The sequence below is a fragment of the Rhodovulum steppense genome, from assembly GCF_004339675.1.
Lineage (GTDB): Bacteria > Pseudomonadota > Alphaproteobacteria > Rhodobacterales > Rhodobacteraceae > Rhodovulum > Rhodovulum steppense.
Genome location: NZ_SLVM01000004.1, coordinates 132,145 through 154,840, shown reverse-complemented (window position 1 = coordinate 154,840; position 22,696 = coordinate 132,145). Strand labels below are relative to the sequence as shown.

The 22,696-nt window shown below is 70.1% G+C and carries 23 protein-coding genes, 1 tRNA gene and 1 riboswitch; of the genes, 8 read left to right on the top strand and 16 right to left on the bottom strand.

Annotated features, from left to right (window positions below; genetic code table 11):
* Positions 1 to 5 precede the first annotated feature (5 nt).
* Together EV216_RS04140 and EV216_RS04135 are read right to left on the bottom strand one after the other, a co-directional pair.
* A tRNA-Leu gene (locus EV216_RS04140) sits at positions 6 to 90 on the bottom strand.
* A 183-nt stretch (positions 91 to 273) separates the two neighbouring features.
* The gene (locus EV216_RS04135) at positions 274 to 1,863 is read right to left on the bottom strand and encodes an NAD(P)H-hydrate dehydratase (RefSeq protein ID WP_132693797.1); all 1,590 of its coding nucleotides are present in this window, start codon (positions 1,861 to 1,863) and stop codon (positions 274 to 276) included.
* A 175-nt stretch (positions 1,864 to 2,038) separates the two neighbouring features.
* Here EV216_RS04135 and EV216_RS04130 point away from each other — a divergent pair, with 175 nt between their 5' ends.
* Both EV216_RS04130 and glnA read left to right on the top strand, forming a co-directional pair.
* Positions 2,039 to 2,377, top strand: coding sequence for a P-II family nitrogen regulator (locus EV216_RS04130; RefSeq protein WP_132544949.1), 339 nt, complete (start codon positions 2,039 to 2,041; stop codon positions 2,375 to 2,377).
* Positions 2,378 to 2,451: 74 nt separating this feature from the next.
* Positions 2,452 to 3,858 carry a type I glutamate--ammonia ligase gene (gene glnA / locus EV216_RS04125; RefSeq protein WP_132693796.1) on the top strand — a complete coding sequence of 469 codons (1,407 nt, stop codon included), beginning with the start codon at positions 2,452 to 2,454 and terminating at the stop codon, positions 3,856 to 3,858.
* Positions 3,859 to 3,991: 133 nt separating this feature from the next.
* Here the strand turns inward: glnA and EV216_RS04120 are convergent, their stop codons facing one another.
* From EV216_RS04120 to cobO, 4 genes are all read right to left on the bottom strand, one after another.
* A complete protein-coding gene (locus EV216_RS04120; protein ID WP_132693795.1) occupies positions 3,992 to 4,972 on the bottom strand; it encodes an aminotransferase class I/II-fold pyridoxal phosphate-dependent enzyme in 981 nt (326 codons plus the stop codon).
* 7 nt (positions 4,973 to 4,979) lie between these two features.
* Entirely contained in the window at positions 4,980 to 5,921 is a 942-nt protein-coding gene (gene cbiB / locus EV216_RS04115) for an adenosylcobinamide-phosphate synthase CbiB (RefSeq protein WP_132693794.1), read from the bottom strand.
* The gene (locus EV216_RS04110; protein WP_243641960.1) at positions 5,918 to 6,571 is read right to left on the bottom strand and encodes a propanediol utilization protein; all 654 of its coding nucleotides are present in this window, start codon (positions 6,569 to 6,571) and stop codon (positions 5,918 to 5,920) included. Before EV216_RS04110 ends, cbiB begins: the two co-directional genes overlap by 4 nt.
* 383 nt (positions 6,572 to 6,954) lie before the next feature.
* Positions 6,955 to 7,581, bottom strand: a complete 627-nt coding sequence (gene cobO / locus EV216_RS04105) for a cob(I)yrinic acid a,c-diamide adenosyltransferase (RefSeq protein WP_132693792.1) — start codon at positions 7,579 to 7,581, stop codon at positions 6,955 to 6,957.
* A 108-nt stretch (positions 7,582 to 7,689) separates the two neighbouring features.
* A riboswitch (cobalamin riboswitch) is annotated at positions 7,690 to 7,898 on the top strand.
* Between the two features lie 136 nt (positions 7,899 to 8,034).
* Between cobO and EV216_RS04100 the strand changes: the two genes are divergently transcribed.
* Genes EV216_RS04100 through EV216_RS04080 form a run of 5 tightly spaced genes read left to right on the top strand, consistent with a single transcriptional unit; the run spans position 8,035 to position 11,455 of the window.
* The gene (locus EV216_RS04100; RefSeq protein WP_243641959.1) at positions 8,035 to 8,829 is read left to right on the top strand and encodes a DUF4198 domain-containing protein; all 795 of its coding nucleotides are present in this window, start codon (positions 8,035 to 8,037) and stop codon (positions 8,827 to 8,829) included.
* 11 nt (positions 8,830 to 8,840) lie between these two features.
* Positions 8,841 to 9,455 carry a cobalt transporter CbiM gene (gene cbiM, locus EV216_RS04095; RefSeq protein ID WP_132693791.1) on the top strand — a complete coding sequence of 205 codons (615 nt, stop codon included), beginning with the start codon at positions 8,841 to 8,843 and terminating at the stop codon, positions 9,453 to 9,455.
* Positions 9,456 to 9,457: 2 nt separating this feature from the next.
* Positions 9,458 to 10,015, top strand: coding sequence for a cobalt ABC transporter permease (locus EV216_RS04090; protein WP_132693790.1), 558 nt, complete (start codon positions 9,458 to 9,460; stop codon positions 10,013 to 10,015).
* Between the two features lie 5 nt (positions 10,016 to 10,020).
* On the top strand, positions 10,021 to 10,815 hold the full coding sequence (gene cbiQ, locus EV216_RS04085) for a cobalt ECF transporter T component CbiQ (protein ID WP_132693789.1): 795 nt from the start codon (positions 10,021 to 10,023) through the stop codon (positions 10,813 to 10,815).
* Positions 10,802 to 11,455 (top strand): energy-coupling factor ABC transporter ATP-binding protein, encoded by a 654-nt coding sequence (locus EV216_RS04080; RefSeq protein WP_132693788.1) that lies wholly within the window; start codon positions 10,802 to 10,804, stop codon positions 11,453 to 11,455. The genes cbiQ and EV216_RS04080 overlap by 14 nt, the downstream gene beginning before the upstream one ends.
* A 6-nt stretch (positions 11,456 to 11,461) precedes the next feature.
* Here EV216_RS04080 and cobF read toward each other — a convergent pair whose 3' ends face one another.
* The 6 genes from cobF to cbiE are packed head-to-tail and all read right to left on the bottom strand — an operon-like array spanning position 11,462 to position 16,566.
* A complete protein-coding gene (gene cobF / locus EV216_RS04075) occupies positions 11,462 to 12,199 on the bottom strand; it encodes a precorrin-6A synthase (deacetylating) (protein WP_132693787.1) in 738 nt (245 codons plus the stop codon).
* Positions 12,192 to 12,923: a uroporphyrinogen-III C-methyltransferase gene (gene cobA / locus EV216_RS04070; protein WP_132693786.1), complete on the bottom strand. Its 732-nt coding sequence runs from the start codon at positions 12,921 to 12,923 to the stop codon at positions 12,192 to 12,194. Before cobA ends, cobF begins: the two co-directional genes overlap by 8 nt.
* Positions 12,920 to 14,236, bottom strand: coding sequence for a cobyrinic acid a,c-diamide synthase CobB (locus EV216_RS04065; RefSeq protein WP_132693785.1), 1,317 nt, complete (start codon positions 14,234 to 14,236; stop codon positions 12,920 to 12,922). Before EV216_RS04065 ends, cobA begins: the two co-directional genes overlap by 4 nt.
* Complete coding sequence (gene cobM / locus EV216_RS04060; RefSeq protein WP_132693784.1) at positions 14,229 to 15,005, bottom strand: precorrin-4 C(11)-methyltransferase; 777 nt, start codon at positions 15,003 to 15,005, stop codon at positions 14,229 to 14,231. The genes EV216_RS04065 and cobM overlap by 8 nt, the downstream gene beginning before the upstream one ends.
* The gene (locus EV216_RS04055; protein WP_132693833.1) at positions 15,002 to 15,370 is read right to left on the bottom strand and encodes a cobalamin biosynthesis protein; all 369 of its coding nucleotides are present in this window, start codon (positions 15,368 to 15,370) and stop codon (positions 15,002 to 15,004) included. The genes cobM and EV216_RS04055 overlap by 4 nt, the downstream gene beginning before the upstream one ends.
* Entirely contained in the window at positions 15,367 to 16,566 is a 1,200-nt protein-coding gene (gene cbiE / locus EV216_RS04050; protein ID WP_132693783.1) for a precorrin-6y C5,15-methyltransferase (decarboxylating) subunit CbiE, read from the bottom strand. Before cbiE ends, EV216_RS04055 begins: the two co-directional genes overlap by 4 nt.
* On the opposite strand from cbiE, the gene EV216_RS04045 reads away from it, so the two are divergent.
* Entirely contained in the window at positions 16,565 to 17,320 is a 756-nt protein-coding gene (locus EV216_RS04045; protein ID WP_132693782.1) for a cobalt-precorrin-6A reductase, read from the top strand. The genes cbiE and EV216_RS04045 overlap by 2 nt on opposite strands.
* Here EV216_RS04045 and cobJ read toward each other — a convergent pair.
* The 4 genes from cobJ to cobN are packed head-to-tail and all read right to left on the bottom strand — an operon-like array spanning position 17,293 to position 22,694.
* The gene (gene cobJ / locus EV216_RS04040; protein ID WP_132693781.1) at positions 17,293 to 18,045 is read right to left on the bottom strand and encodes a precorrin-3B C(17)-methyltransferase; all 753 of its coding nucleotides are present in this window, start codon (positions 18,043 to 18,045) and stop codon (positions 17,293 to 17,295) included. The genes EV216_RS04045 and cobJ overlap by 28 nt on opposite strands.
* Positions 18,042 to 18,770: a precorrin-2 C(20)-methyltransferase gene (gene cobI / locus EV216_RS04035; protein ID WP_132693780.1), complete on the bottom strand. Its 729-nt coding sequence runs from the start codon at positions 18,768 to 18,770 to the stop codon at positions 18,042 to 18,044. The genes cobJ and cobI overlap by 4 nt, the downstream gene beginning before the upstream one ends.
* Positions 18,767 to 19,396 carry a precorrin-8X methylmutase gene (locus EV216_RS04030; RefSeq protein WP_132693779.1) on the bottom strand — a complete coding sequence of 210 codons (630 nt, stop codon included), beginning with the start codon at positions 19,394 to 19,396 and terminating at the stop codon, positions 18,767 to 18,769. Before EV216_RS04030 ends, cobI begins: the two co-directional genes overlap by 4 nt.
* The gene (gene cobN, locus EV216_RS04025) at positions 19,386 to 22,694 is read right to left on the bottom strand and encodes a cobaltochelatase subunit CobN (RefSeq protein WP_132693778.1); all 3,309 of its coding nucleotides are present in this window, start codon (positions 22,692 to 22,694) and stop codon (positions 19,386 to 19,388) included. Before cobN ends, EV216_RS04030 begins: the two co-directional genes overlap by 11 nt.
* Between the last annotated feature and the right edge of the window lie 2 nt (positions 22,695 to 22,696).

Sequence of the window (22,696 nt, the reverse complement as noted above, 5' to 3'; positions counted from 1 at the left end):
CATCCTGGTGCGGGTGGAGGGACTTGAACCCCCACGCCTTTCGGCGCCAGAACCTAAATCTGGTGCGTCTGCCAGTTCCGCCACACCCGCAAAAAGCGCAAGGGCAGCCCGTGACGCAAAGGGCCGCCCCTCAAATCCGCGTCCTTCTAGCAAAGCGCCGCGCGGTATGCGAGCGGAAAAAGCGGGCCGAAACCCCCGCCCGCCCCTGTCTTCTTCTTGGCCCAAATACCCATCCCCGGCCGACAACGTGCAACATCGATGGAACGGGTACCGTCACAGGCCAAGATCGCGGAACACGGTCGGCAGCGCATCTGGCAGATCCTCGGCGATCAGCCCCGGCCCGAAGCGGCGCGCCGCCTTCACATGCAGCCAGGCCCCCGTGCACGCAGCATCGAAGGGCGAAAACCCTCGCGCCAGAAGCCCCACGATGAATCCGGCCAGCACATCGCCCGACCCCGCCGTCGCCAGCCACGGCGCCGCCCGCTCGCGCAGCGCCGCATTCACAGCGCAGCGCCCCGCCTTGTCGGCGATCACCGTGTCGGGCCCCTTGAACAGCACCACGCAGCCCGCCCGCATCGCCGCCTCGCGGGCCGCGTTCACCTTCGAGAAGGCCGGGCCCCGTGTGGCGGGCACCGCCAGCGTCTCGGCGATATCCGGAAAAAGCCGCGCGAACTCGCCCGCATGCGGGGTCAGAACGCAGGCCTCGTGGAGCAGGGCGAACAGCTCGGGATGCCGCGCCACCAGCGTCAGCGCATCGGCATCCAGAACAACCGCCCGCCGCTGCGCATCCCCCAGCGCCGCCGCAACGAGGTCCATCTCGCGCGCGCCCGTCCCCAGCCCCGGCCCCAGACAAACCGCATTGACCCGCGGGTCCACAAGCAGCTCCGCCAGCGCCTCGCCATCCGCAACCGGCCGCAACATCACCGCATCCAGCCGCGCGGCATTCTCCGGCATGGCATCCGGCGGGCAGCCCAGCGTCACCAGCCCCGCCCCGATCCGCAGCGCCCCCCGCGCCGCCAGCCGCCCCGCCCCGCCCCGGCCCGGCGGCCCCGACAGGATCAGGGCATGGCCATGGGTATACTTGTGGCCGCCGGACTTCCGCAGATCACCCGACCAACGGCAGATCAGTTCAGCGGCAGGCGTCGATTCCCGGCACGCCGCGCCGCGCCCCATCCTGTCCGCGATGCCATCCAGCCCGATATCCTTGACAACCAGCCTCCCGACCGACGGTTCCCCGACGAAATGGCCCACGCGCGGACGATGAAAGCTCACGCACAGATCGGCCTGCACACCCGACCACCCCTCATCCTCGCCCAGAAAGCGCCCGCTATCGCTGTCGATGCCGCTGGGCATGTCCACCGCCACGCTGTGCAGACCGCAGAACTGGCCTTGCGCGCGAAACTCGGCCAGCCGCGCCCGCACGCGCGCATCCAGCGGCCGGGCAAGCCCCGTGCCAAACAGCGCATCGACCATGACCCCGTCACCGGAAGGAGCGGCATCGAACAGCCCTTCGGGCATCTCCCCCAGGAAATCTCGGACCTCTCCCAACCCGCACCAGCGCAGATAATTCGCTCGTGCATCGGGCGGCAGGCGCGCCGGATCGCCATACAGGAACAGCGCCACCTCCCAGCCCCATTCCTTCAACAGCCGCGCCACCACGAACCCGTCGCCGCCATTGTTGCCCGGCCCGCACAGCACAACGGCGCGCTGCGGCGCCGCCCGAAACCCGGGCCATTCCTCGAAGATCGCCTCGACCACGCCACGGCCGGCGCGCTCCATCAGCTCCAGTCCCGTGACCAATCCCGAGGCAATCGCTGCGGCCTCGATGGCGCGCATTTGGGCGGAATTTAGAAGATCGGGCATGATCGGCGGATCTCTCCTTCACAAACTGTCTGCAAAAACGGCATCACGCATAAAAAACAGGCAATTCTTGAGGATTCAGGAAAGCGCCCCTCTTGGGGCCAGCCTAGCCAATTGTGCGCCTCCGGGGAAAGTGGTCTGTCGGGCAACGAAAGCCACCGAGAAGGAGTCTCGCGCCGTGAAGAAGATCGAGGCGATCATCAAGCCCTTCAAGCTCGACGAGGTCAAGGAAGCCCTGCAGGAAGCCGGCGTTCAGGGCCTCTCGGTCATCGAGGTCAAGGGCTTCGGCCGCCAGAAGGGCCACACCGAGCTTTATCGCGGCGCCGAATACGTCGTGGACTTCCTGCCCAAGGTGAAGATCGAGGTTGTGCTGCCCGACGACCAGGTGGACGCCGCCATCGAGGCCATCGTGAACGCCGCCAAGACCGAGAAGATCGGCGACGGCAAGATCTTCGTCTCGCCCGTCGAACAGGCGATCCGCATCCGCACCGGCGAGACCGGCGAGGATGCCCTCTGAGCATACCGACTGACCCGCCGGGGTCGCTTCCCGGCGCGTAACGATCAACCCAGGAAGAAGGGAAACACGGTCCAATGAGCAAGGAACAGGTTCTCAAGACCATCAAGGACGAAGATGTCGAATATGTCGACATCCGCTTCACCGACCCGCGCGGCAAGCTTCAGCATGTCACCGTCATGGCCGACCAGGTGGACGAGGACTTCCTCGACGAGGGCTTCATGTTCGATGGCTCCTCGATTGCCGGCTGGAAGTCGATCGAGGCTTCGGACATGAAACTCATGCCCGACACCGAAAGCGCCTATCTCGACCCGTTCTATGCCGAAAAGACGCTCTGCGTGCATTGCTCGGTGGTCGAGCCCGACACCGGCGAACCCTATGACCGCGACCCCCGCGGCACCGCCGAGAAGGCCGAGGCCTACCTGAAATCCTCCGGCATTGGCGATGTTGCCTATTTCGGCCCCGAAGCCGAGTTCTTCATCTTCGACGACGTGCGCTATGCGGTCAGCCCCAACAAGGTGGCCTATTCGCTGGATGTCGAACACGCGGCCTGGAACACCGACACCGAGTATGAAAGCGGCAACCTCGCCCACCGCCCGACCTACAAGGGCGGCTATTTCCCGGTGAACCCCTCGGACGAGGGCCAGGACATCCGCTCGGAAATGCTGTCCACGATGAAGCGGATCGGCATGAAGGTCGACAAGCACCACCACGAGGTCGCGACCTGCCAGCACGAGCTGGGCATGATCTTCGACAGCCTCAAGAAACAGGCCGACAACCTGCAGAAATACAAGTATGTCATCCACAATGTGGCGCTGGCCTATGGCAAGACGGCGACCTTCATGCCGAAGCCGATCGCAGGCGACAACGGCTCGGGGATGCACTGCAACATGTCGATCTGGAAGGACGGCAAGCCGCTCTTCGCGGGCGATAAATATGCCGACCTGTCGCAAGAGGCGCTGTGGTATATCGGCGGGTTGCTGAAGCATGCCAAGACGCTGAACGCCTTCACCAACCCCTCGACCAACTCCTACAAGCGCCTGATCCCCGGCTTCGAGGCCCCCGTGCTGCGCGCCTACTCGGCCCGCAACCGGTCGGGCTGCATCCGTATCCCGTGGACCGAGTCGCCCAAGGCCAAGCGCGTCGAGGCCCGTTTCCCCGACCCGTCCGCGAACCCCTATCTGTGCTTCTCGGCGCTGCTGATGGCAGGTCTTGACGGGATCAAGAACAAGATCGACCCGGGCGAGGCGATGGACAAGAACCTCTACGACCTGCCGCCCGAGGAACTGGAAGGCATCCCCACCGTCTGCGCATCGCTGCGCGAGGCGCTGGACAGCCTTGCCAAGGATCACGACTTCCTGCTCGCGGGCGACGTGTTCACCAAGGACCAGATCGCCGGCTACATGGAACTCAAATGGGAAGAGGTCTACGCCTTCGAGCACACCCCCCACCCGGTCGAGTTCAAGATGTATTACAGCTGCTGATCCTCCCGACCAGGTAACGGAACCAGCCAGGGGGCGCCCGCGGGCGCCCCCGTTTCTTGCTTGTGACCGACAATGGGTAGCCTGCTTGCATCCGGTCGTCCGGCGCAAAGGTCCGGCATGGCTGCGCCGCAGGTCATGCCTCCCGCGCCAAGGCCTCGCCAAGCCGCGCCCATTCCCAGGAACTGCCCGGTAGACCCAGGCGAAGCGCGCGCGGCGACCAGGGGAAGACACGCGACCAGATCCGCGCTCGGCCGAGCTGCGCGCGGGCAGCCGTCGAATCCGGCGTCTCGTACAGCCGGAAAAGTGCCGTGCCGCCGAGACAGTTCCAGCCAGCGTCCCGGGCCAACTTGTCGGCCCGGACGGCATCATTGCCAAGACGGGCGGTGCTGACGGCGCGCCAGTCGGCATCGCACAGCGCCGCCGCACCGATTTCCAGCGCCGGACCCGACACGGACCAAGGCCCGGCCATCGCCGCGATGCGGTCGAGATGCGCCCGCGCGCCCAGTGCAAAGCCCAGACGCAAGCCGGCGAGCCCGTAGAACTTGCCGAACGAACGCAGGACGATCACGTTCTCGGGACAGGCGCCGGTCAGAAGCGAAAGTTCGGGATGCGGGTCGGCAAAGCTTTCATCCACCACAAGAAGCCCGACGCAGGACGCGATCCCGCGCAAATCACTGGCGGAAACGCGCCGCCCGTCGGGATTGTTCGGATTGACCAGAATCGCCATCCCGGCCCCCGCCAGCGCCGCGGCCTCCGGCACACCCTCGACGACCCGCCCCGACAGCGCAAGAACCCCGGCATATTCATTGTAGGTCGGCGTTACGATCCGCACCGCTCCATCGGGCGCCAGCGCGGGCAAGAGCTGGATTGCCGCCTGCGCACCTCCCAGCGGAAGGATCGGCCAGTCCGTGCCATAGGCACAGCGTGCGGCGGCGATCAGCCGGTCACGGGCTTCGCGGCCGGGCAGCGCAGTCCAGGCATGCGGGGAAACCGGCGGCACCGGCCAAGGCACGCGGTTGATGCCAGTAGACAGGTCGATCCAGTCCGCAGGCGCTCCGCCGAACGCGCGGGTCGCCGCCGCGAGATCGCCGCCATGGTCACGTTCCGTTGTCATGTCTCGCTCATGCAATCAGGGCTAGGGTCGCAAGCACCATGGCCAGCGCCGCCATCGCCCGCAGGTAAAGCGTCAGCCCACGGTCCAGTGCCCGCGCGTCCGGATCGGCGGCACCCGCGTTCAGCCAGGGTTCGTCACTGATCTTGTCGCCATAGGCGCGCGGTCCCGAAAGCCGCACGCCGAGCGCGCCAGCCATTGCCGCCTCGGGCCAGCCCGCATTGGGCGAACGGTGCGCACGCGCATCGCGCAGCATCGTCCGGATCGCCGCGTCCCGCTGACCCGAAACCGCGCAGAGGATCAGTCCGGTCAGCCGCGCCGGAACCAGATTCGCCAGATCGTCGAGCCGCGCCGCCACCCGGCCGAAATGCAGGTAACGGGCGTTGCGGTGGCCGATCATGCTGTCCAGCGTGTTGATCGCCTTGTAGCCTGCGATCCCGGGCAGCCCCAGCACCACCCCCCAGAATACCGGCGCCACCACCCCGTCGGAGGCGTTCTCGGCAAGGCTCTCCAGCGCGGCGCGCGCCACCCCTGCCTCGTCCAACTGCGCCGGATCGCGCCCGACGATCATCGCGACCGCGCCGCGCGCGCCCGCCAGATCGCCCACCGTCAGCGGCCGGGCGACGGCAGCCACATGGTCGTACAGGCTGCGCCCGGCGACCAGCGGCGCGGCCAGAAGCCCGGTCAGCGCCACACCCAACCAGCCGCCGGGCAATAGCGCCGCAACCGCAAGCGCGGGAACAACCGCGGCGGTCAGCGTTACCGCCACGGCTGCCACGCCCAGCCACAGTCGCCGCGCCGCCGGATCCCCCGGCCGGTTCCAGCGCCGGTCAAGCAGGGCGATCAGCGCGCCGAGCCAGGCCACCGGGTGACCGATCCGCGCATGCAGCCGACTCGGCCAGCCCGTCGCGCCCTCCAGCACCAGTGCCAGCAGAATCGCGGCCGCGCTCATCCCCGCCCTCCGGCACGGAAGCGCAGCACATGGCGAAGCCCCAATCCGCGCAGCACCGCCGCCGCATCATCGGGCATCGTTCCGGGTGCGAACAGCAACCCCAGTGCGCTTCCGGTATGCGCAGCGACGATGCCGAGCGCGCCCAGACGGCGACCGGCCCGCAACAGCGGTTCGGGATCCGGTCCACCGCGCAGCGCGTGGTTGCGGCGCGCGCTTTCCGTGGCAAGGGCCGCAAAGGCCCCTGGTCCGGTCGCCTGCCGCCATTCGGCCAGGAGGTCGGCAATGTCGGCGAAACCCCGATCGGTCGGATCGGTGCGCCGCCCCGGCCCCTTGAACCCCCCCACCACGTCGAGGCGCGGCAGCGCAGGCAGACGGCCCAGAACGCAGCCAACTCTTGGTGCCCAGAGCAGCCGATCCGGCACTGGATACATCAACGGGTCGCTCGCCCCTTCGATTGCAAGGCACAAGGCGGCCTCGGTCTCGGGGGACAGCCTGCCCGCCGCGAGGCAACGCAGCACAGCAAGCAGCGAAGCGGTCGAGGCCCCTGCCCCGCCACCGGGCGGCATCCCGGCGTAAAGGCGCAGCCGCCCTCGGGGAGTACCGCCCCTCACCGCGGCAAAGAGCGCCCTGACCTGATCGCGCGCAAGCACAGACCGCCCGCCCTGCCACAATCTGAACCCTTGCCCCGGATCCCAGCACGCCCTCGCTGCCAGCGCGTCGCAGGGCAACGTGACAAGCGCCACAGGCCCTTCGGAGCCCAGCCTTCCTTGCAGAAACTCGCCGAAATGTCCGGGAACGCAGGCGCAACGGACGCGCTGGCGGGACGTAACGGCGGCAGGCAAAAAAGGCATGGCATTCCCGGATCGACGGCGCGGGCCTTGAATGGCATCCCTTCCCGGTCTGCGCAACGGGCCTTTGGGCAGACCGATGGATGCGCGGACCGCCCTTGCGACCCGCCGACGAACGTAGCCAAACCCTGCCGCGCGCCCCAAGACGCAGTTACCATCGCCATATCCCCGGGCTGAGACCGAGTTCAGAACTCCACCCCCGGCTGTGCCTTGATGCCCGCCCGGAAAGGGTGCCTGACCAGCGTCATCTCGGTCACAAGGTCGGCGGCCTCGATCAGCGCCTCGGGGGCGTTGCGGCCCGTCAGGACCACATGGGTCAGCGGCGGCTTCTCGTCGCGCAGGAAGGCGATCACCTCGCCCGAATCCAGATAGCCGTAGCGCAGCGCGATGTTGATCTCGTCCAGCAGGACCATCCGAATCTCGGGGTCGCGGATCAGTGCCTGCGCCTTATGCCAGCCGCGTTCGGCCGCGGCGATGTCGCGGGCGCGGTCCTGGGTGTCCCAGGTGAAGCCTTCGCCCATGGCGTGGAACTGGCACAGATCGGCGAAACGCTCGGTCAGAAGCCGCCGCTCGCCGGTGTCCCAGGCACCCTTGACGAACTGAACGACGGCGCAGGGCATCCCATGGGCGATGCAGCGAAGGATCATGCCGAACCCGGCCGAGGACTTGCCCTTGCCCGCGCCGGTATGGACGATGAGCAGCCCCTTGTCGGCGGTCTTTCCATCCAGCGCCCGGTCTTTCGCTTCCTTGCGCCTGGCCATCTTGGCGGCGTGGCGGGCATTGTCGTCGGTAGGTGTCGCGGCCCCGGTCATCGGCATCCCCCTGTCCGTTGTCCGGCGCAGGATGGGCCGCAATGGCGCCCGCGTCAAACCGCCTGGCGGGGACTGTCCGGAGAGATTGACAACCCCGTGTCGCGCTGACATGACGAGGGTGTGATCGGTTGTTCCGTCCGCGCAAGCGGCCGGAACTGAAAAGGGAACGCGGTGCGCCCGGCAACGGGCAATTCCGCGGCTGCCCCCGCAACTGTAAGCGGCGAGCGCGGCTGAGAATGCCACTGGGGCGACCCCCGGGAAGGCCAGCCAAGCGATGACCCGCAAGCCAGGAGACCTGCCGATCCCCCGTGCCGCTTGTCCGGCACGGCTTCCACCGGACGCCGGGGTGCGCGTCTGGCCCGGATCGGCCGTGTCCCGGCCCGTTCGAGCCGTTTATCCCCGTTCGTCCTTTCCGATCGCGGCCCTGCCGCAACCGATGAAAGGAGACGACCCTTGTTCTTCCACGGCAACCTTGTGACGGCAGCGCTTGCGCTGACCCTCGTGCCCGGCCTCGCGTCGGCGCATTTCCAGTTGTCCCATACCGGCGACGCGCTGATCGACCGGCCGGGCGACGTCCCGGTCAAGCTGATCTTCTGGCATCCGTTCGAAAATGGCCATGTCATGGACATGGCCGAACCGCTGGAATTCTACGCCATCCATCGCGGCGAGAGGATCGACCTGAAGGGCAGCCTGATCCGGACCACCTTTGCCGGCGCGGACAACGCAGCAATGGCTTGGGACGGAATCCTGCCGGTCAAACGCGCGGGCGATTACGTTCTGGTGACGGTTCCGGCCCCCTATTACGAGGGGTCCGAGGACGTCTATATCCAGCAGATCACCAAGACCTATCTGAACCGCGGCCAGATGCCCACCGACTGGACCGAGCCGCAGGGGCTGAAGGCCGAGATCGTGCCGATGGTGAAACCCTACAATGTGATCGCGGGCTCGACCTTCACCGGCCGGGTGATGTCCGACGGCACCCCCGTCGCGGGGGCCGAGATCGAGATCGAGTTCATGGCAGCCGAGCCCGACATGGCGACGGGCCGCGCGGGACCGCCCACCGCCCGCCCGATGCCGGGCGGCACGGTGGTCGCGATCTCGGACGGGAACGGCTATTTCACCTTCGGCATTCCGCGCGCGGGCTGGTGGGGCTTTGCCGCGCTCGGCGTCGGGCCGGACACCGAACATGAGGGCAAGGAACTCAGCCAGGACGCGGTGATCTGGATCCGCGCCCACGACCTCGACTAGGGGGCGGGGCCATGCATATCGTGGACGGGGCGCTGGCCAACCCGGTCGTTCTGGGGGGCGCAGCCCTTGCGGCGGGCGGCATCGCGCTGGGGCTGAGATACCTGCCGCTGGAACGGATCCCGGCCGCCGGGGTTCTTTCGGCCGCCTTTTTCGTGGCTTCGCTGATCCATGTGCCGATCGGGCCGTCCTCGGTGCATCTGATCCTGAACGGTCTGGCCGGGCTCGTGCTCGGCTGGGCCGCCTTCCCGGCGCTGTTTGTCGGGTTGCTGTTGCAGGCAGTGTTCTTCGGCTTCGGCGGCCTGACGGTGCTCGGCGTGAACACGCTCGCCATCGCCCTGCCCGCGGTGATCGTGCATTACCTTTGCCGCAGCGGCATGCGTGCCGGGAACCCGGTCATCGCGGCGCTTTGGGGCGGTATCGGCGGGGCGCTGGCCATCGCGTTGACGACTGCCCTCGTCGGGCTGGCGCTGACGCTTTCGGGCGGTGCGTTCTTTCTGGCCGCAAGGCTGGTCTTCTTCGCCCATATCCCGGTCATGGTGGTCGAGGCGCTGCTGTCGGCCGCCGCGGTCTATCTGGCGGCGCGGGTCAAGCCCGATCTCTTTTTCACTCTGAAAGGGGCCTCGTGATGATGCGTGCCGCTCTTCTGATCCTGCTTTTCGTTGCCCATCCGTTGCCCGCGCTGGCGCATAAGGTGGTCTTCTCGGTCTATCCCGCGGGCGATGCCATCGAGGGCGAGCTGGGCTTTTCCAATGGCGACATGGCCGCGCATCAGGTGATCGAGCTGTTCGACACCGCGGGCAACAGGCTGGGCGAGACAACGACCGATGCGGACGGGTTCTTCACCTATGCGCCCACCCGGCCCGTGGCCCATGTCCTGCGCGCCGATCTGGGCGCGGGCCATGTCGCACAGGCCGAACTGTCCGCCGAGGAGGTCGCCGCGATCCTCGGTCAGGGCGAGGCCGTCCCGGACCCCGCGGCGGCACGAACCGCCCCCGCCGGGCTTTCGGAGGCCGACAAGGCCGCCATCGCCGCGATGATGCGCGACGAGATGCGGCCCCTGCGCCGCGAGATCGCGGCGCTCAGGGAACATCACCAGCTTCAGTCCATCCTTGGCGGGATCGGTTACATCGCCGGGCTTTTCGGGCTTGGCTTCTACCTCGCCGCGCGGCGCAGGCTGGCGGGCTGATTAGGATGGGCCATATCCTGACAGCGGGACAGAAGACCCCGGACGCGACCGGCAAGACAGCGACCGGGGCGCCGCTGTCGCGTCTCGATCCCCGCACGCGCATCCTGGCGGCCGTCACCTTTGCCATCGTCACCGTGGGCTGTTCCTGGATACCCGTCCTGCTGGCGGCGCTGGCGGTCGCGGCCGGGCTGGCGGTGCTGTCGGGCCTGCCCGTGGGGCCGACGCTGCGCCGCATGGCGGCGATGGACGGTTTCATCGTCTTCCTGATCGCGCTTCTGCCCTTCACGACACCGGGCGATCCGCTGGTCACGATCTGGGGGGTCACGGCAAGCAGGCAGGGCCTGATGCTGGCCATCGACATCCTGCTGACGGCCAATGCGGTCGTTCTGGCGCTGCTGGCGCTGGTCGGCAGCATGGAGCCGGTCACCCTCGGCCATGCGCTTCACCGGCTGCGCATGCCCGAGGCGCTGGTTCATCTGATGATGTTCACGATCCGCTATGTCGAGGTTCTGCACGCGGAATACCTGCGGCTGCGGCAGGCGATGAAGGCACGCGGGTTCCGCCCCTCGACCGACTGGCACAGCCTGCGCAGCCTCGGCTATCTGGTGGGCATGGTGCTGGTGCGTGCCGTCGACCGGTCCGAGCGCGTGCTGGGCGCGATGAAATGCCGGGGCTTTTCGGGGCGCCTGCCGCTTTTGCACGCCTATGCCTATGGCCCCCGCGATGCAGCCTTCGCGGCCGTTTTAGGCGCGGCCCTTCTGGCCCTCTGTCTTGCCGAGGTATCGCATGGCGCTGCTTGAACTCGACGCCATCCATTTCGCCTATCCCGGCCGGGCGCCGGTCCTGCGCGGGGCGAGCCTGACGCTGCGCGCGGGACAGCGGCTGTCGATCACCGGGGCCAACGGGTCGGGCAAGTCGACGCTGCTGGGCATCGCGGTCGGGTTGTTGCGCCCGTCCGCGGGGCGCATTCTGGCCTTCGGGCAGGCGCGGCGGCGGGAGGCCGATTTCCACGAGGTGCGCCGCCGCGCCGGGCTGGTGTTCCAGGACCCCGACGATCAGCTTTTCTGCCCGACTGTGGCCGAGGATATCGCCTTCGGCCCGCTGAACCTGGGCAAGACCCGCGCCGAGGCGATGGCGATCGTCGACAGGGTTCTGGCGCGCCTTGACCTGACGCATCTGCGCGACCGGGTCACCTATGCGCTGTCGGGCGGGGAAAAGCGGCTGGTGACGCTGGCAACCGTGCTGGCGATGGAGCCCGAGCTGCTGCTGCTGGACGAACCGACCAATGCGCTTGACGAGGAAAATGCGGCGCGGCTGGTGGGCATCCTTCGGGGTCTGCCGCAGGCGATCCTGCTGGTCAGCCATGACGCGGCGCTGCGCGCGCAGGTGGCGCCCGACAGCCTGCGCCTGAGCGAGGGGCGTCTGGTGCCCGCGACCTAGGCGCGCTCAGCCCGCGCGGCGCAGCAGGTAGACATCCATGATCCAGCCATGGCGCGCCCGCGCCGCGGCGCGCAGATCGAGGATGCGCGGTCCGGCCTCGGCCAGCGGACCCGACGCCGTCAGTTCCCCCGCCATGCCCAGATAAGCCCCCCACCAAATCGTGACGCCCTCGGGGTCCAACGTTCGGAAGGCGCAGCCGCCATCCAGCATCACGACCACCGTATCGGCGCAATCGGGCCAGCCGGTCTCGCGCAGTCGCCGTCCCGTGGTGACAAGGAAGGGCGCCCCGATCTCGTTCAGCGGTATGCGATGGGCGGCGCATAGCGCCTGCACCGCCGTGATGCCGGGCGCGACGGCAATGCGCGGCAGCGGCGTCAGCCTTGCGGCGATCCGAAGCGAACTGTCGTAAAGCGAAGGGTCGCCCCAGACCAGCAGGGCGACGCGGTGTGCGGATGGATCGGCCGCGGCGATCCAGGCCTGCGCGATGGCGTCGTGCCAGGCTTCCACGCCACCAAGGTAATCGCCCTCGGCATCGCGTATCGGCAGGTCGAACTCTGCGATCCGGGCGGTTTCCCCGTCCAGCACCCGGGCGCAGATGTCGCGCCGCAGGTCGGCAAGGTCCGCCTTGTCCTTGCCCTTGCGCGGGATGAGGATCAGATCGGCGGCGCGGATCGCGGCGATCCCCTGAAGGGTCAGGTGATCGGGATTGCCGGTGCCGATGCCGATCAGGGTCAACTCACGCATCGGCCGCCTCGCCTGCCAGCGGGCCATAAAGGATCAGCGCGGGGGCGGTTGCGCTGCCTCCGACCGGATTTTCGGCCAAGGCGCCGATCGTCGCGCGCGTCAATCTCTGGTCCGGCGTCGTTACCCCCTCGGCCAGCAGGGCGGGCGTGTCACCGGGCAGACCGCGTGCGATCAGTGCCTCGGCAAGTGCGGGAAATGTGCGCCGCCCCATGTAGACAACGGTGGTGGCCTGCGGGTCGGCCAGCGCATCCAGGTCGATATCGGCAGGCAGATGCCCCGACACGTCATGGCCGGTGACAAACTGCACCCGCCGCGCGGTCAGCCGCCGGGTCAGCGGGATGCCCGCCGCCGCCGCCGCCGCGCAGGCCGCGGTGACGCCCGGGATGATCTCATGGCGGATGCAAGCGGCCCGAAGCGCCGCGATCTCCTCCTCCAGTCGCCCGAACAGCCCCGCATCGCCCGATTTCAGCCGCACCACCCGCGCGCCGGTGGCGGCGTAATCGACCAGCAACCGGCTGACATGATCCTGTTTCGGCGAGGCGCGGCCCGCCCGCTTGCCCACGCCCACCAGATCGGCCCCCGCCCGCGCATGGGCCAGGATCGGCCCCGAGGACAGATCGTCGAACAGCACCGCATCGGCGCGCTTCAGCCGGTCCACGGCCTTCAGCGTCAGAAGCTCGGGATCGCCCGGGCCGGAGCTTACGAAACTGACAAAACCGCTCACGCGAGATCCTCTGCGATCAGGTGAAAGAAACTGCCGGTGACATGCCCCCGGACAGAGCCGGTTTCCGGCACGGGGTTGTCCCCGGCATCGGTGACGCGGGCAAGCGGCGCGTCGGGCTGGTCCAGGATCGTCGAGTAATGGAACTCGTGCCCGCGCAGGCTGGTCCCCGCCCCATGCCCCGGCATCGGCGCAGCCAGCACCGCCCGGCGATAGCCCAGATGCAGCCGCCGGTTCTGATAGCTGGTGACCAGCCCCAGCAGCCCCGCCATCGCGTGCCGCGTGCCGTCGGCGTCGATCAGCGCCTGCCCCAGAACCATGTAGCCGCCACATTCGCCATGAACCGGGCGGGTTTCGGCATGGCTGCGCAGCCCGGCGCGGAAGCGGATCGCGGCGGCCAGCCGCCCGGCGTGAAGCTCGGGGTAGCCGCCCGGCAGCCAGACCAGATCGGCCGACGGGTCGGGCGGCTGGTCGGCCAGCGGCGAAAAGGGCAGGATCTCGGCGCCCTTGCGCCGCCAGCCCTCGATCAGATGCGGATAGGCAAAGGAAAACGCCGCATCGCGGGCCAGCGCGATCCGCTGCGCGGGCGGCGCGGGCCAGCGCCCCGGCGCGCCCGTGGCCCCGCCGCGCGCCGCCGCGCGCAGGGCCGCCAGATCGGCATGGTCGCGCAGAAAGGCGCCCAGCCGGGCCAGCACCGTTTCCAGCCCGTCCTGTTCCTGGGCCTGTACCAGCCCCAGATGCCGTTCGGGCAGTTCCAGATCGCTGCGCCGGGGCAGCGCCGCGAAGACCGCGATCCCGAGCCGGGCCATTTCCTCGCGGATCATCACCTCGTGCCGGGCGCCTGCCACGCGGTTCAGGATCACACCGGCCAGGGGCGGCGCATCGGGATGGCGGGCAAATCCCAGCGCGGTGGCGGCCGCCGATTGCGCCTGTCCCGAGACATCCAGCACCAGCACCACCGGCCAGCCAAAGCGCCGCGCGATGCCTGCGCTTGTGCCGCGCCCCGAGACACCCGCCGCCGTGGTCCCGTCGAACAGGCCCATGGACCCCTCGGCAATCGCCAGATCGGCGCCCGCAGCCTGCTGCGCCAGCGCGTCCAGCAGGCCGGGATCCATCGCCCAGCTGTCCAGGTTGAACGATACTCGCCCCGCCGCCAGCCCGTGAAAGGCAGGGTCGATATAGTCGGGGCCGTTCTTGAAGGGCTGCACAGCCAGCCCCCGATCGCGAAAGGCGCGCAGCAGGCCCAGCGTCACCGTCGTCTTGCCCGTGCCCGAGGCCGGGGCGGCGATCACCAGCCCGGGGGGGATGTCAGCCATGGCCCGGCCCCCCGGCCCGTTGCGGGCGGAACCGGCGGTCGTAATCGGTGGCGTAAAGGCAGCTTTCGTCAAAGCCCTCGGCCGCCAGTGCGGGACCGACAAGGATCAGCGCGGTGCGCTCGATCCCGTCGGGGATTGCGGCCTCGATGGTGGCAAGCGTGGCGCGCAGGATGCGCTGGTCGGGCCAGCTTGCGCGATAGACCACGGCCACCGGACAATCGGCACCATAGGCGGGCGTCAGGTCGGCCACCACGCGGGCAAGGTTGTGGATCGACAGGTGAATGGCCAGCGTCGCGCCGGTGGCGGCGAAATTGGCCAGGCGTTCGCCCTCGGGCATGGACGAGGCGCGGCCGGGCGTGCGGGTCAGCACCAGCGATTGCGCCAGCCCCGGCAGGGTCAGTTCCGCCCCCAGCGCCGCCGCCGCCGCGGCAAAGGAGGGCACACCGGGGGTGACGCTGACGGGGATGCCAAGCGTCTTGAGCCGCCGGATCTGTTCGCCCATCGCCGACCAGACCGACAGATCGCCGGAATGCAGCCGCGCGACATCAAGCCCCGCCTCATGCGCGGCACGGCATTCGGCGATGATCGCGTCCAGATCCAGCGGCGCGGTGTTCACGATCCGCGCGCCGGGCGGGCAATGGGCCAGGATCGCCTCGGGGATCAGCGACCCGGCATACAGGCAGACCGGGCAGGCCGCGATCAGGTCGCGCCCACGCAGCGTCAGCAGGTCGGGCGCGCCGGGGCCGGCGCCGATGAAATGGACGGTCATGGGGTGTCTCCGGTTGCGATGGCGCAGGTGGCCATCCGGTCGGTGGAAATCCGGCGCGGTCCGGTCAGCCGCGCGCCCGGCCCGGCTGCGGCCAGCGCGGCGGCCTCGGCCACCGATCCGGTGCCGCGGGCGGCGTGCACGCGGGGCGCCTGGGTGGGTGTGTCGATGGCGGCAAGACGCTCGGCGGGGATGGCGCGGATCGGCAGGCCCAGCCGGTCGGCCAGCGCGGTCAGGCAGGAGGCGGCGGCCTTGTCGGCGGGGGCGGCAAGCGCGCTCAGCCCCTGTGCCCCGCCTGCGCGGGCCAGCGCATCGGCCAGGCTGTGCGCCCCGGCGGCGGCACGAAACCCGAAGCCCGCCACCTTCATCGCGTCACGCTCCATTGCACGACCGGATAGGCCGCGCGCCAGCCGCGCTTGCGGCCCAGCGGCTGCGCCTCGGCCAGGTCGATGCGCAGGAGGCTGCCGCCCTCTGCGCCATGCCAGCGGGCCAGCAGCGCCTCGGATTCAAGCGTCACGGCATGGGCGACAAGCCGGGTGCCGGGGGCAAGACGCACCCAGAGGTCGGACAACAGCGCCTCGGACAGGCCGCCGCCGATGAACACCGCCTGCGGCGGCGCAAGATCGTCCAGCGCCTCGGGCGCGCGGCCTTCGACCACGCGCAGCCGGTCGGCGCCCAGGGCATCGGCATTGGCGCGGATGCGGGCGACCCGGGCCGGATCGGCCTCAATGGCGGTGGCCTGCATCGCGGGGTGACAGCCCAGCCATTCGATCGAGACCGAGCCCGAGCCGCCGCCGATATCCCAAAGATGCTCGCCCGGCCGGGGCGCCAGCGCGGACAGCGCCAGCGCGCGGACGGGGCGCTTGGTGATCTGGCCGTCATGCGCGAACAGGGCGTCGGGCCAGCCGCTGGCCGCGGGGACCGTCGCGCCCGTCCCGGCGACCTCCAGCCCGACGCAGACCGGATGCGCGATATCGCCCGGATCGAGCGTTCCGGCACTTGCCCGGCGCAGCCGTTCACGCGGGCCGCCCAAAGCCTCCATCACCCAGAGCGTGCTTTCGCCAAAGCCCTGCGCGCTCAGCCATCGGGCCAGATCGCCCACCGCCGCACCGTCGCGCACCAGCACCAGCGCGCGCGCACCGGGCGCCAGATGCGGGCGCAGCCGGGCAAGGGGGGCGGCGTGCAGGCCAAGGCAGGCGGTGGTTTCCAGCGCCCAGCCAAGCCGGGCAGCGGCCAGCGAAAAGGTAGATGGCGCAGGCAGCGCATGCCATTCGCCGGGGGCGAAATGCCGGGCGATCACCGCGCCCGCGCCGAACCAGAACGGATCGCCCGAGGCCAGAACGGCAACCGGGCGACCGCGCAGCGCCTGAAGGATCGGCAAGCCGTCGGCAAAGGGCACGGGCCAGGCGATGCGCTCGGCCGCCAGATCGGGCAGCAAGGCCAGATGCCGCGGCGCGCCCATGACGATTTCGGCCGCTTCCAGCGCGGCGCGGCTTGCAGGCGGCAGGCCGTCCGGGCCATCTTCGCCCAGACCCACGATGCTCAGCCACGGATGTTCAGCCATGCGCCCCAACCTTCTGATCCTTGGCGGCACGACCGAGGCGACCGCGCTGGCCGAGACGGTGGCCGCGCGCGGTATCATGGCCACGCTCTCGCTGGCGGGGCGGGTCGAGCGGCCCAAACCGCAGCCCGTCGCGATGCGCGTGGGCGGCTTTGGCGGGGCCGAGGGGCTGGCGGCCTATCTGCGCGAGACAGGGATTAGCCATGTCGTCGACGCGACCCATCCCTTTGCCGCGCAGATGAGCCGGAATGCGGTCATTGCCTGCGCCGCCGCAGGCGTGCCGCTGGTGGCGCTGACCCGGCCCGCATGGGCGCCCGGCCCCGGCGACGACTGGCAGCGCGTGCCCGATATCGCGGGCGCGGTCGCCGCACTTGCCGGGCCTGCGCGGCGCGTGATGCTGGCGGTGGGCCGGATGCATCTGGACGCCTTTGCCGTCCGGCCGCAGCATTTCTACCTGTTGCGACTGGTCGATCCGCCGGCCAGCCCGCCGCCCCTGCCGCATCATCATGTGATCGTCTCGCGCGGGCCGTTCACAGAGGCGGGCGACAGCGCGTTGATGCAGGAACACCGGATCGAACTGGTCGTGTCCAAGAACGCGGGCGGCAGCGGCGCGCGGGCCAAGATCGACGCGGCGCGCGCGCTGGGGCTGCCGGTCCTGATGATCGACCGGCCCGCGCTGCCCGCGCGGGACGAGGTGGCGACGCCGGGTGCGGTGCTGGACTGGCTGGCTCATTCCGGGGCTGACCTTGGGGTATAGACGATGGGCGCGGCGGCGCGCGGGATGATGCGCGTCAGCGACGAGCCGACGATGACCATTGTGCGCATGTCGGCCATCTCGGGCCGGGCCTCGGGCAGCGGGACGACGCGGATCGTTTCCTCGGGGGTGGTGACGGCGCGGGCAAAGATCACGGGCCGCGCATCGGCGCAGAGCGACTGCAACAGCGTCAGCGCCCGGGCAAACCCCTCGGGCCGGGCCTGCGAGCGGGGGTTGTAGAAGGCCATGGCGAAATCGGCCTCGACAGAAAGGCGCAGGCGTTTTTCCACCAGCGCCCAGGGCTTGAGGTTGTCGCTGAGGTTGATCGCGCAGAAATCATGGCCAAGCGGCGCGCCCGCCCGGGCGGCAGCGGCCAGCATCGCCGTGATGCCGGGCAGCACGCGGATGTCCAGATCGCGCCAGGCCTCTGGCCCCGCCTCGACCGCCTCGAACACGGCCGACGCCATGGCAAAGACCCCCGGATCGCCGGACGAGACGACGACCACCCGCCGCCCCGCCGCCGCCAGCGCCAGCGCATGCGCCGCGCGGTCGAGTTCCACCCGGTTGTCGGACGCATGCAGCGTCAGCCCCGGGCGCGGGGCCACGCGGGCGACATAGGGGATGTAACCGACGATATCGGTCGCCTCGGCCAGCGCCGCCGTCACCTCGGGCGTGACCAGCGCATCCGAACCGGGACCAAGCCCCGCAATGGCAAGCCAGCCGCTCATGGCCGCCGCCCCTGGCCATGGACCAGCGCGATCGAGAAATAGGGCGCCGTATCATCCGGGTAATCGGCCAGCCGCGTCACCCGCTGGCCCGGCATCGCGGCATATTCCACGAGAAAGGCATCCCCCGCCCGCCCCGCCGCCGCCAGCGCGCGGCGCAGCCTGGGCAGGTGGCGGCCCATCTTCATCACCACGATGGCATCGGCGGCGCGGATGCCATCGGTCAAGGCCTGTTCCGGCAGCGTGCCGGGCAGCACGGTCAGGATGTCGTCGCCCCAGGTGATCGGCGCCCCCGTCGCGGTCCAGGCCGCCGACATGCCGGTAATGCCCGGCACCACCTCGACCGGCACGCGGCCCGCAAGGCGGGTATAGAGATGCATGAACGAGCCGTAGAAGAACGGATCGCCCTCGCACAGCACCACGATATCGGCGCCGCCCTCGGCCAGCGCGGCAAGGCGCGCGGTACACTCGGCATAGAAGGCCGACAGCGCCTGGTTGTAGCGCGGGTCGTCAAAGGGAATCTCGGTCGTGACGGGGTAGTCCATCGGGTGTTCGCGGGCGCCCGCGGGGATCAGCCCCTCGACGATCTGGCGGGCCTGCCCGGCGTGACCGGCCTTGCGGAAATAGGCGACATGGGTTGCCGCGCGCAGAATCCGGTCGGCGCGCACGCTCATCAGATCGGCGGCGCCGGGGCCAAGGCCAAGGCCATAGACCTTGCCCGCGCTCATTCCGCGCGGCTCGCGATGGCGTTGATGGCGGCGACGGTGATCGCGCTGCCGCCCAGCCGACCCTCGACGATGCAGCAGGGCACGGGGCGGGCCTCCCACAGCGCTGCCTTGGATTCCGCGGCGCCGACGAACCCCACCGGGCAACCGATGATCGCGGCGGGGCGCGGGCAGGCGGGGTCTTCGAGCATGTTCAGCAGATGGAACAGCGCGGTGGGCGCGTTGCCGATGGCGACCAGCGCGCCCTGAAGCTGCGGGCGCCACAATTCCAGCGCGGCGGCGGACCGGGTGTTGCCCATGGCGGCGGCGCGTTCGGCGATGCCGTCGGCCTGCAAGGTGCAGATCACCGCGTTATCGGCGGGCAGGCGGGCGCGGGTCACGCCCTCGGACACCATGCGCGCATCGCACAGGATCGGCGCGCCCGCCTCCAGCGCGGCGCGGGCGGTGGCGACGAAACCGGGGGAAAAGCGGATATGCGGCGCGAGCCCCACCATCCCGGCGGCGTGGATCATGCGCACCGCGACGGGTTCCTCCTCGGCTTCGAAGCGGGCGAGGTTGGTCTCGGCGCGGATGATGGCAAAGGACTGCCGGTAGATCGCGGCGCCGTCCTGTTCGTAATCATGGGGCATTCTGGGTCTCCGTCATCAGGGCGGCGGCGATGGAATTGCGGCGGGTCTGCCAGAGCCCGGCTTGGGCCAGCGCCTCGAACCGGGCGCGTAGCGCGGCCAGCGCGGCAGGGTTCTCGGCCTGCATGAAGGTGCACAGATCCGCATCGGCCAACGTCGCGTCATAGTAAAGATCGAACAGATGCGGCGGCACGACGCCCGCCAGATGGGCAAAGCCCGCAAGGTGATCGAGCGTTGCCGCGATCTCGGCCGCGCCGCGAAAGCCGTGGCGGCGCATGCCGGCAAGCCAGCCGGGATGGGTGGCGCGGGCGCGCACGACGCGGGCGATTTCCTCGGTCAGGGGGCGGGCGCGCGGGCGGGCGGGGTCGGTGTTGTCAAGGTGATAAAGCGCAGCCGCGCCGCCCGTGACGGCCTGCGCGGCGGCAAACCCGGCCTCATGCGCGGCATAATCGGCTGCCAGAAGCAGGTCGGTTTCGGGCAGATCCTGCGCATGCACGAACGCATCCGCCCCGGCCACGCGCGCGCGCAGCCCCGGCGCGTCGGGTCGCGCGCCCTCGCCATCCAGCGCCCAGGCGCTTGCGGCAAGCCAAGCCTCGCCCGCGGCACGGCGGGCGTCGTCGGTATACTCGTCCAGCGCCGCGCCCATGCCCAGCCCGTAGCTTGCGGGCGCGGGGCCATAGACGCGCGGCGCCGGGGCCTGCCCGGCATAGGGGTTCCAGTCGGGCGCCTCGTCCCGGGCCGCAAGTGCGCGCACCGCCTGCTGGAACAACGCCGACAGCGTGGGAAAGACATCGCGGAACAGCCCCGAGACGCGCAGCGTCACGTCCAGACGGGGCCGGTCGAGCAGCGCGATGGGCAGCACCTCGATCCCCGAAACCCGGTCGGTGCCCTCGTCCCAGAGCGGTTTCACGCCCAGAAGATGCAGCGCCATGGCGAAATCCTCGCCCGCGGTGCGCATCGTGGCCGAGCCCCACAGGTCCACCACCAGCCCGCGCGGCCAGTCGCCATGGTCCTGAAGGTGGCGGCGCACCAGTTCCTCGGCCAGTTTCACGCCCTGCGCATGCGCCGCGCGGGTGGGCACGGCGCGGGGATCGGTGGCAAAGAGGTTGCGCCCCGTGGGCAGCACGTCGCGCCGCCCGCGATGGGGCGAGCCCGCAGGCCCCGGCGCGATCCGCCCGCCCGCCAGCGCAGATAGCAGCGCGGCGCGTTCGGCGGCGACCGAAGGGGCGGGATCGAAGCCGCACCCGCCCGCGGGCAGGCGGCCGAAGACATGCAGCCCGTCGCCGAACTGGCTTTCCTTGATGTCGCACACGAAGCGGTCGATCCGGGTGATCGCCTCGGCCGGGCTGGCGGCGGCATCAAGGCCCAGATCATCCTCGACGCCAAGCGCCTGCGCCTCGGCGCGGATATCGGCCTGCAACCGGTCGCGGCGCCGGGGATCAAGCCCGTCGGCATTGGAAAACTCGTCCAGCAGCGATTCCAGGCGGGCAAGGCGGTCGGGCGTGCCGCTATTGCGTTGCGGCGGGGGGATATGGCCGATGGTGACGGCCCCGATCCGGCGGCGGGCCTGCGCGGCCTCGCCGGGGTCGTTGACGATGAAGGGATAGATCACCGGCAAGGTGGCGATCAGCGCCTCGGGCCAGCAGGCGGGCGACAGCGCCACGGCCTTGCCGGGCAGCCATTCCAGCGTGCCATGCGCGCCCATATGGATCAGCGCATCGGCATGCACGGCCTCGCGCAGCCACAGGTAGAAGGCGACATAGCCATGGCGCGGGGTGCGGGCGAGGTCGTGATAGTCGCTGTCCCGGGTCTGGCCATCGCCGCGTTCGGGTTGCAGCGCGACCAGCACCGAACCGCGCCGCGTGGCGGCAAAGCGAAACGCGTCGTCCCGCACCGCCGGATCGGCCTCGGTCGGCCCCCAAGCCTGGTCCAGCGCGTCGCGCAGGCTGTCGGGCAGGCGGGCCAGCGCCGCGCGATAGGCGTCAAGCGGCCAGTCCAGCGTTTCACGGGCCAGCGCCTCGGCCAGCGGTGCGCCGGGTGCGGTGGGGATGCCCGCCTCGGCCATGTCATCCAGCGCCGCCTCGGCCGAGGCCAGCGCGTCAAGGCCGACTGCATGCGCCATCTGCCAGGGCCGCCCGGGATAGGTCGACAGGATCAGCGCGGGGCGGCGGTCGGCGGCCGGGCTGCGCGACAGCCGCAGCCAGGCCAGCACCCGCCCGGCAATGGCGGCGATGCGCTCGGGGTCGGCGCGGTGGGCGATGCGGGCGAATTGCAGATGCGGATCGCGCGCGCCCGCCTCCTTGAACGAGGCGACACCGGCAAAGATGCGCCCGTCCACCTCGGGCAGGACGACATGCATGGCCAGATCGGCAGGTGACAGCCCCCGCTCGGCCCCGTCCCAGGCGGATCGGGTCGAGGTCGCCAGCGCCACCTGAAACACCGGCACCCCCGCGGCATCCAGCGGCGAGGCACCGCAAGCGCCACGTCCCGAAAAGGCGGTGGCGTTGACGATGGCATCGGGGGCCAGATGCGCCAGTTGCCGCGCCAGCCAGCCCGCTGCCCCGGGCGTCTTGAGCGAGGGCACGAACAGCGCGGTCACATCGCAGCCGCGGGCACGGAAGGCATGGAAAAGCGCCTCGATCGGGTCCAGATCGGCCGCGGTCAGATAGGCGCGGTAAAAGGTCAGGGCGATATGCGGCCGCCCGGGTTCGGGCGTCAACCGCGCGGGGCAGGTGACGCCATGCTCGGGCGTCCAGGCCCCGACCTGCGGCACCGCCTTGGCGCCGATCACCGGCCCGGCATAAAGCCCCGCGGCCAGCGCCATCTGCGCCAGCGCAGCCTGCGCCGCCACCGCGCCGCCGGTATCGCAAAGCTGCGCCAGCCGCCGCAGGGTAGAGACCGGCAGGGTCGAGGCCGCATCGAGCCGCGGATCGGGGCGGCCATCCGCGGGCAGCACGGCCAGCGCGATGCCCCGCGCCTGGGCCAGCGCCTGCACCTGTTGCAGGCCATACTCCCAATAGGCCCGCCCGCCGATCAGCCGGATCAGGATGCCCCTGGCGCCCGCCAGCGTCCGCTCGGCATAGGTATCGACGGATAGCGGATGTTTCAGCGCGGCAAGGTTCGCCAGCCGCAGCGTCGGCATCCGGCCCTCGGCCCCGCCGCCCCGCTGCCAGCCCGCCGCAAATGCCCCCAGATCGCTGTCCGAAAAGGACAACACCACCAGATCCGCGGGCGTCTGCCCCAGATCGGTCGGCGTGCCGGTTTCGTCCAGCCCGTGGCTTTCGCGGAAGACGACATGCATGC

Coding starts and splice junctions, on each gene's coding strand:
- EV216_RS04055 (WP_132693833.1), bottom strand. CDS start 15,370: ATGAAGGTGGCGGGCTTCGGGTTTCGTGCCGCCGCCGGGGCGCACAGC.
- EV216_RS04080 (WP_132693788.1), top strand. CDS start 10,802: ATGGCGCTGCTTGAACTCGACGCCATCCATTTCGCCTATCCCGGCCGG.
- EV216_RS04090 (WP_132693790.1), top strand. CDS start 9,458: ATGCGTGCCGCTCTTCTGATCCTGCTTTTCGTTGCCCATCCGTTGCCC.
- cbiB (WP_132693794.1), bottom strand. CDS start 5,921: ATGAGCGCGGCCGCGATTCTGCTGGCACTGGTGCTGGAGGGCGCGACG.
- cbiE (WP_132693783.1), bottom strand. CDS start 16,566: ATGGCTGAACATCCGTGGCTGAGCATCGTGGGTCTGGGCGAAGATGGC.
- EV216_RS04065 (WP_132693785.1), bottom strand. CDS start 14,236: ATGGCTGACATCCCCCCCGGGCTGGTGATCGCCGCCCCGGCCTCGGGC.
- glnA (WP_132693796.1), top strand. CDS start 2,452: ATGAGCAAGGAACAGGTTCTCAAGACCATCAAGGACGAAGATGTCGAA.
- EV216_RS04030 (WP_132693779.1), bottom strand. CDS start 19,396: ATGCCCCATGATTACGAACAGGACGGCGCCGCGATCTACCGGCAGTCC.
- EV216_RS04135 (WP_132693797.1), bottom strand. CDS start 1,863: ATGCCCGATCTTCTAAATTCCGCCCAAATGCGCGCCATCGAGGCCGCA.
- EV216_RS04120 (WP_132693795.1), bottom strand. CDS start 4,972: ATGACAACGGAACGTGACCATGGCGGCGATCTCGCGGCGGCGACCCGC.
- cobM (WP_132693784.1), bottom strand. CDS start 15,005: ATGACCGTCCATTTCATCGGCGCCGGCCCCGGCGCGCCCGACCTGCTG.
- cbiM (WP_132693791.1), top strand. CDS start 8,841: ATGCATATCGTGGACGGGGCGCTGGCCAACCCGGTCGTTCTGGGGGGC.
- cobJ (WP_132693781.1), bottom strand. CDS start 18,045: ATGAGCGGCTGGCTTGCCATTGCGGGGCTTGGTCCCGGTTCGGATGCG.
- cbiQ (WP_132693789.1), top strand. CDS start 10,021: ATGGGCCATATCCTGACAGCGGGACAGAAGACCCCGGACGCGACCGGC.
- cobI (WP_132693780.1), bottom strand. CDS start 18,770: ATGAGCGCGGGCAAGGTCTATGGCCTTGGCCTTGGCCCCGGCGCCGCC.
- cobO (WP_132693792.1), bottom strand. CDS start 7,581: ATGACCGGGGCCGCGACACCTACCGACGACAATGCCCGCCACGCCGCC.
- cobF (WP_132693787.1), bottom strand. CDS start 12,199: ATGCGTGAGTTGACCCTGATCGGCATCGGCACCGGCAATCCCGATCAC.
- cobN (WP_132693778.1), bottom strand. CDS start 22,694: ATGCATGTCGTCTTCCGCGAAAGCCACGGGCTGGACGAAACCGGCACG.
- EV216_RS04045 (WP_132693782.1), top strand. CDS start 16,565: ATGCGCCCCAACCTTCTGATCCTTGGCGGCACGACCGAGGCGACCGCG.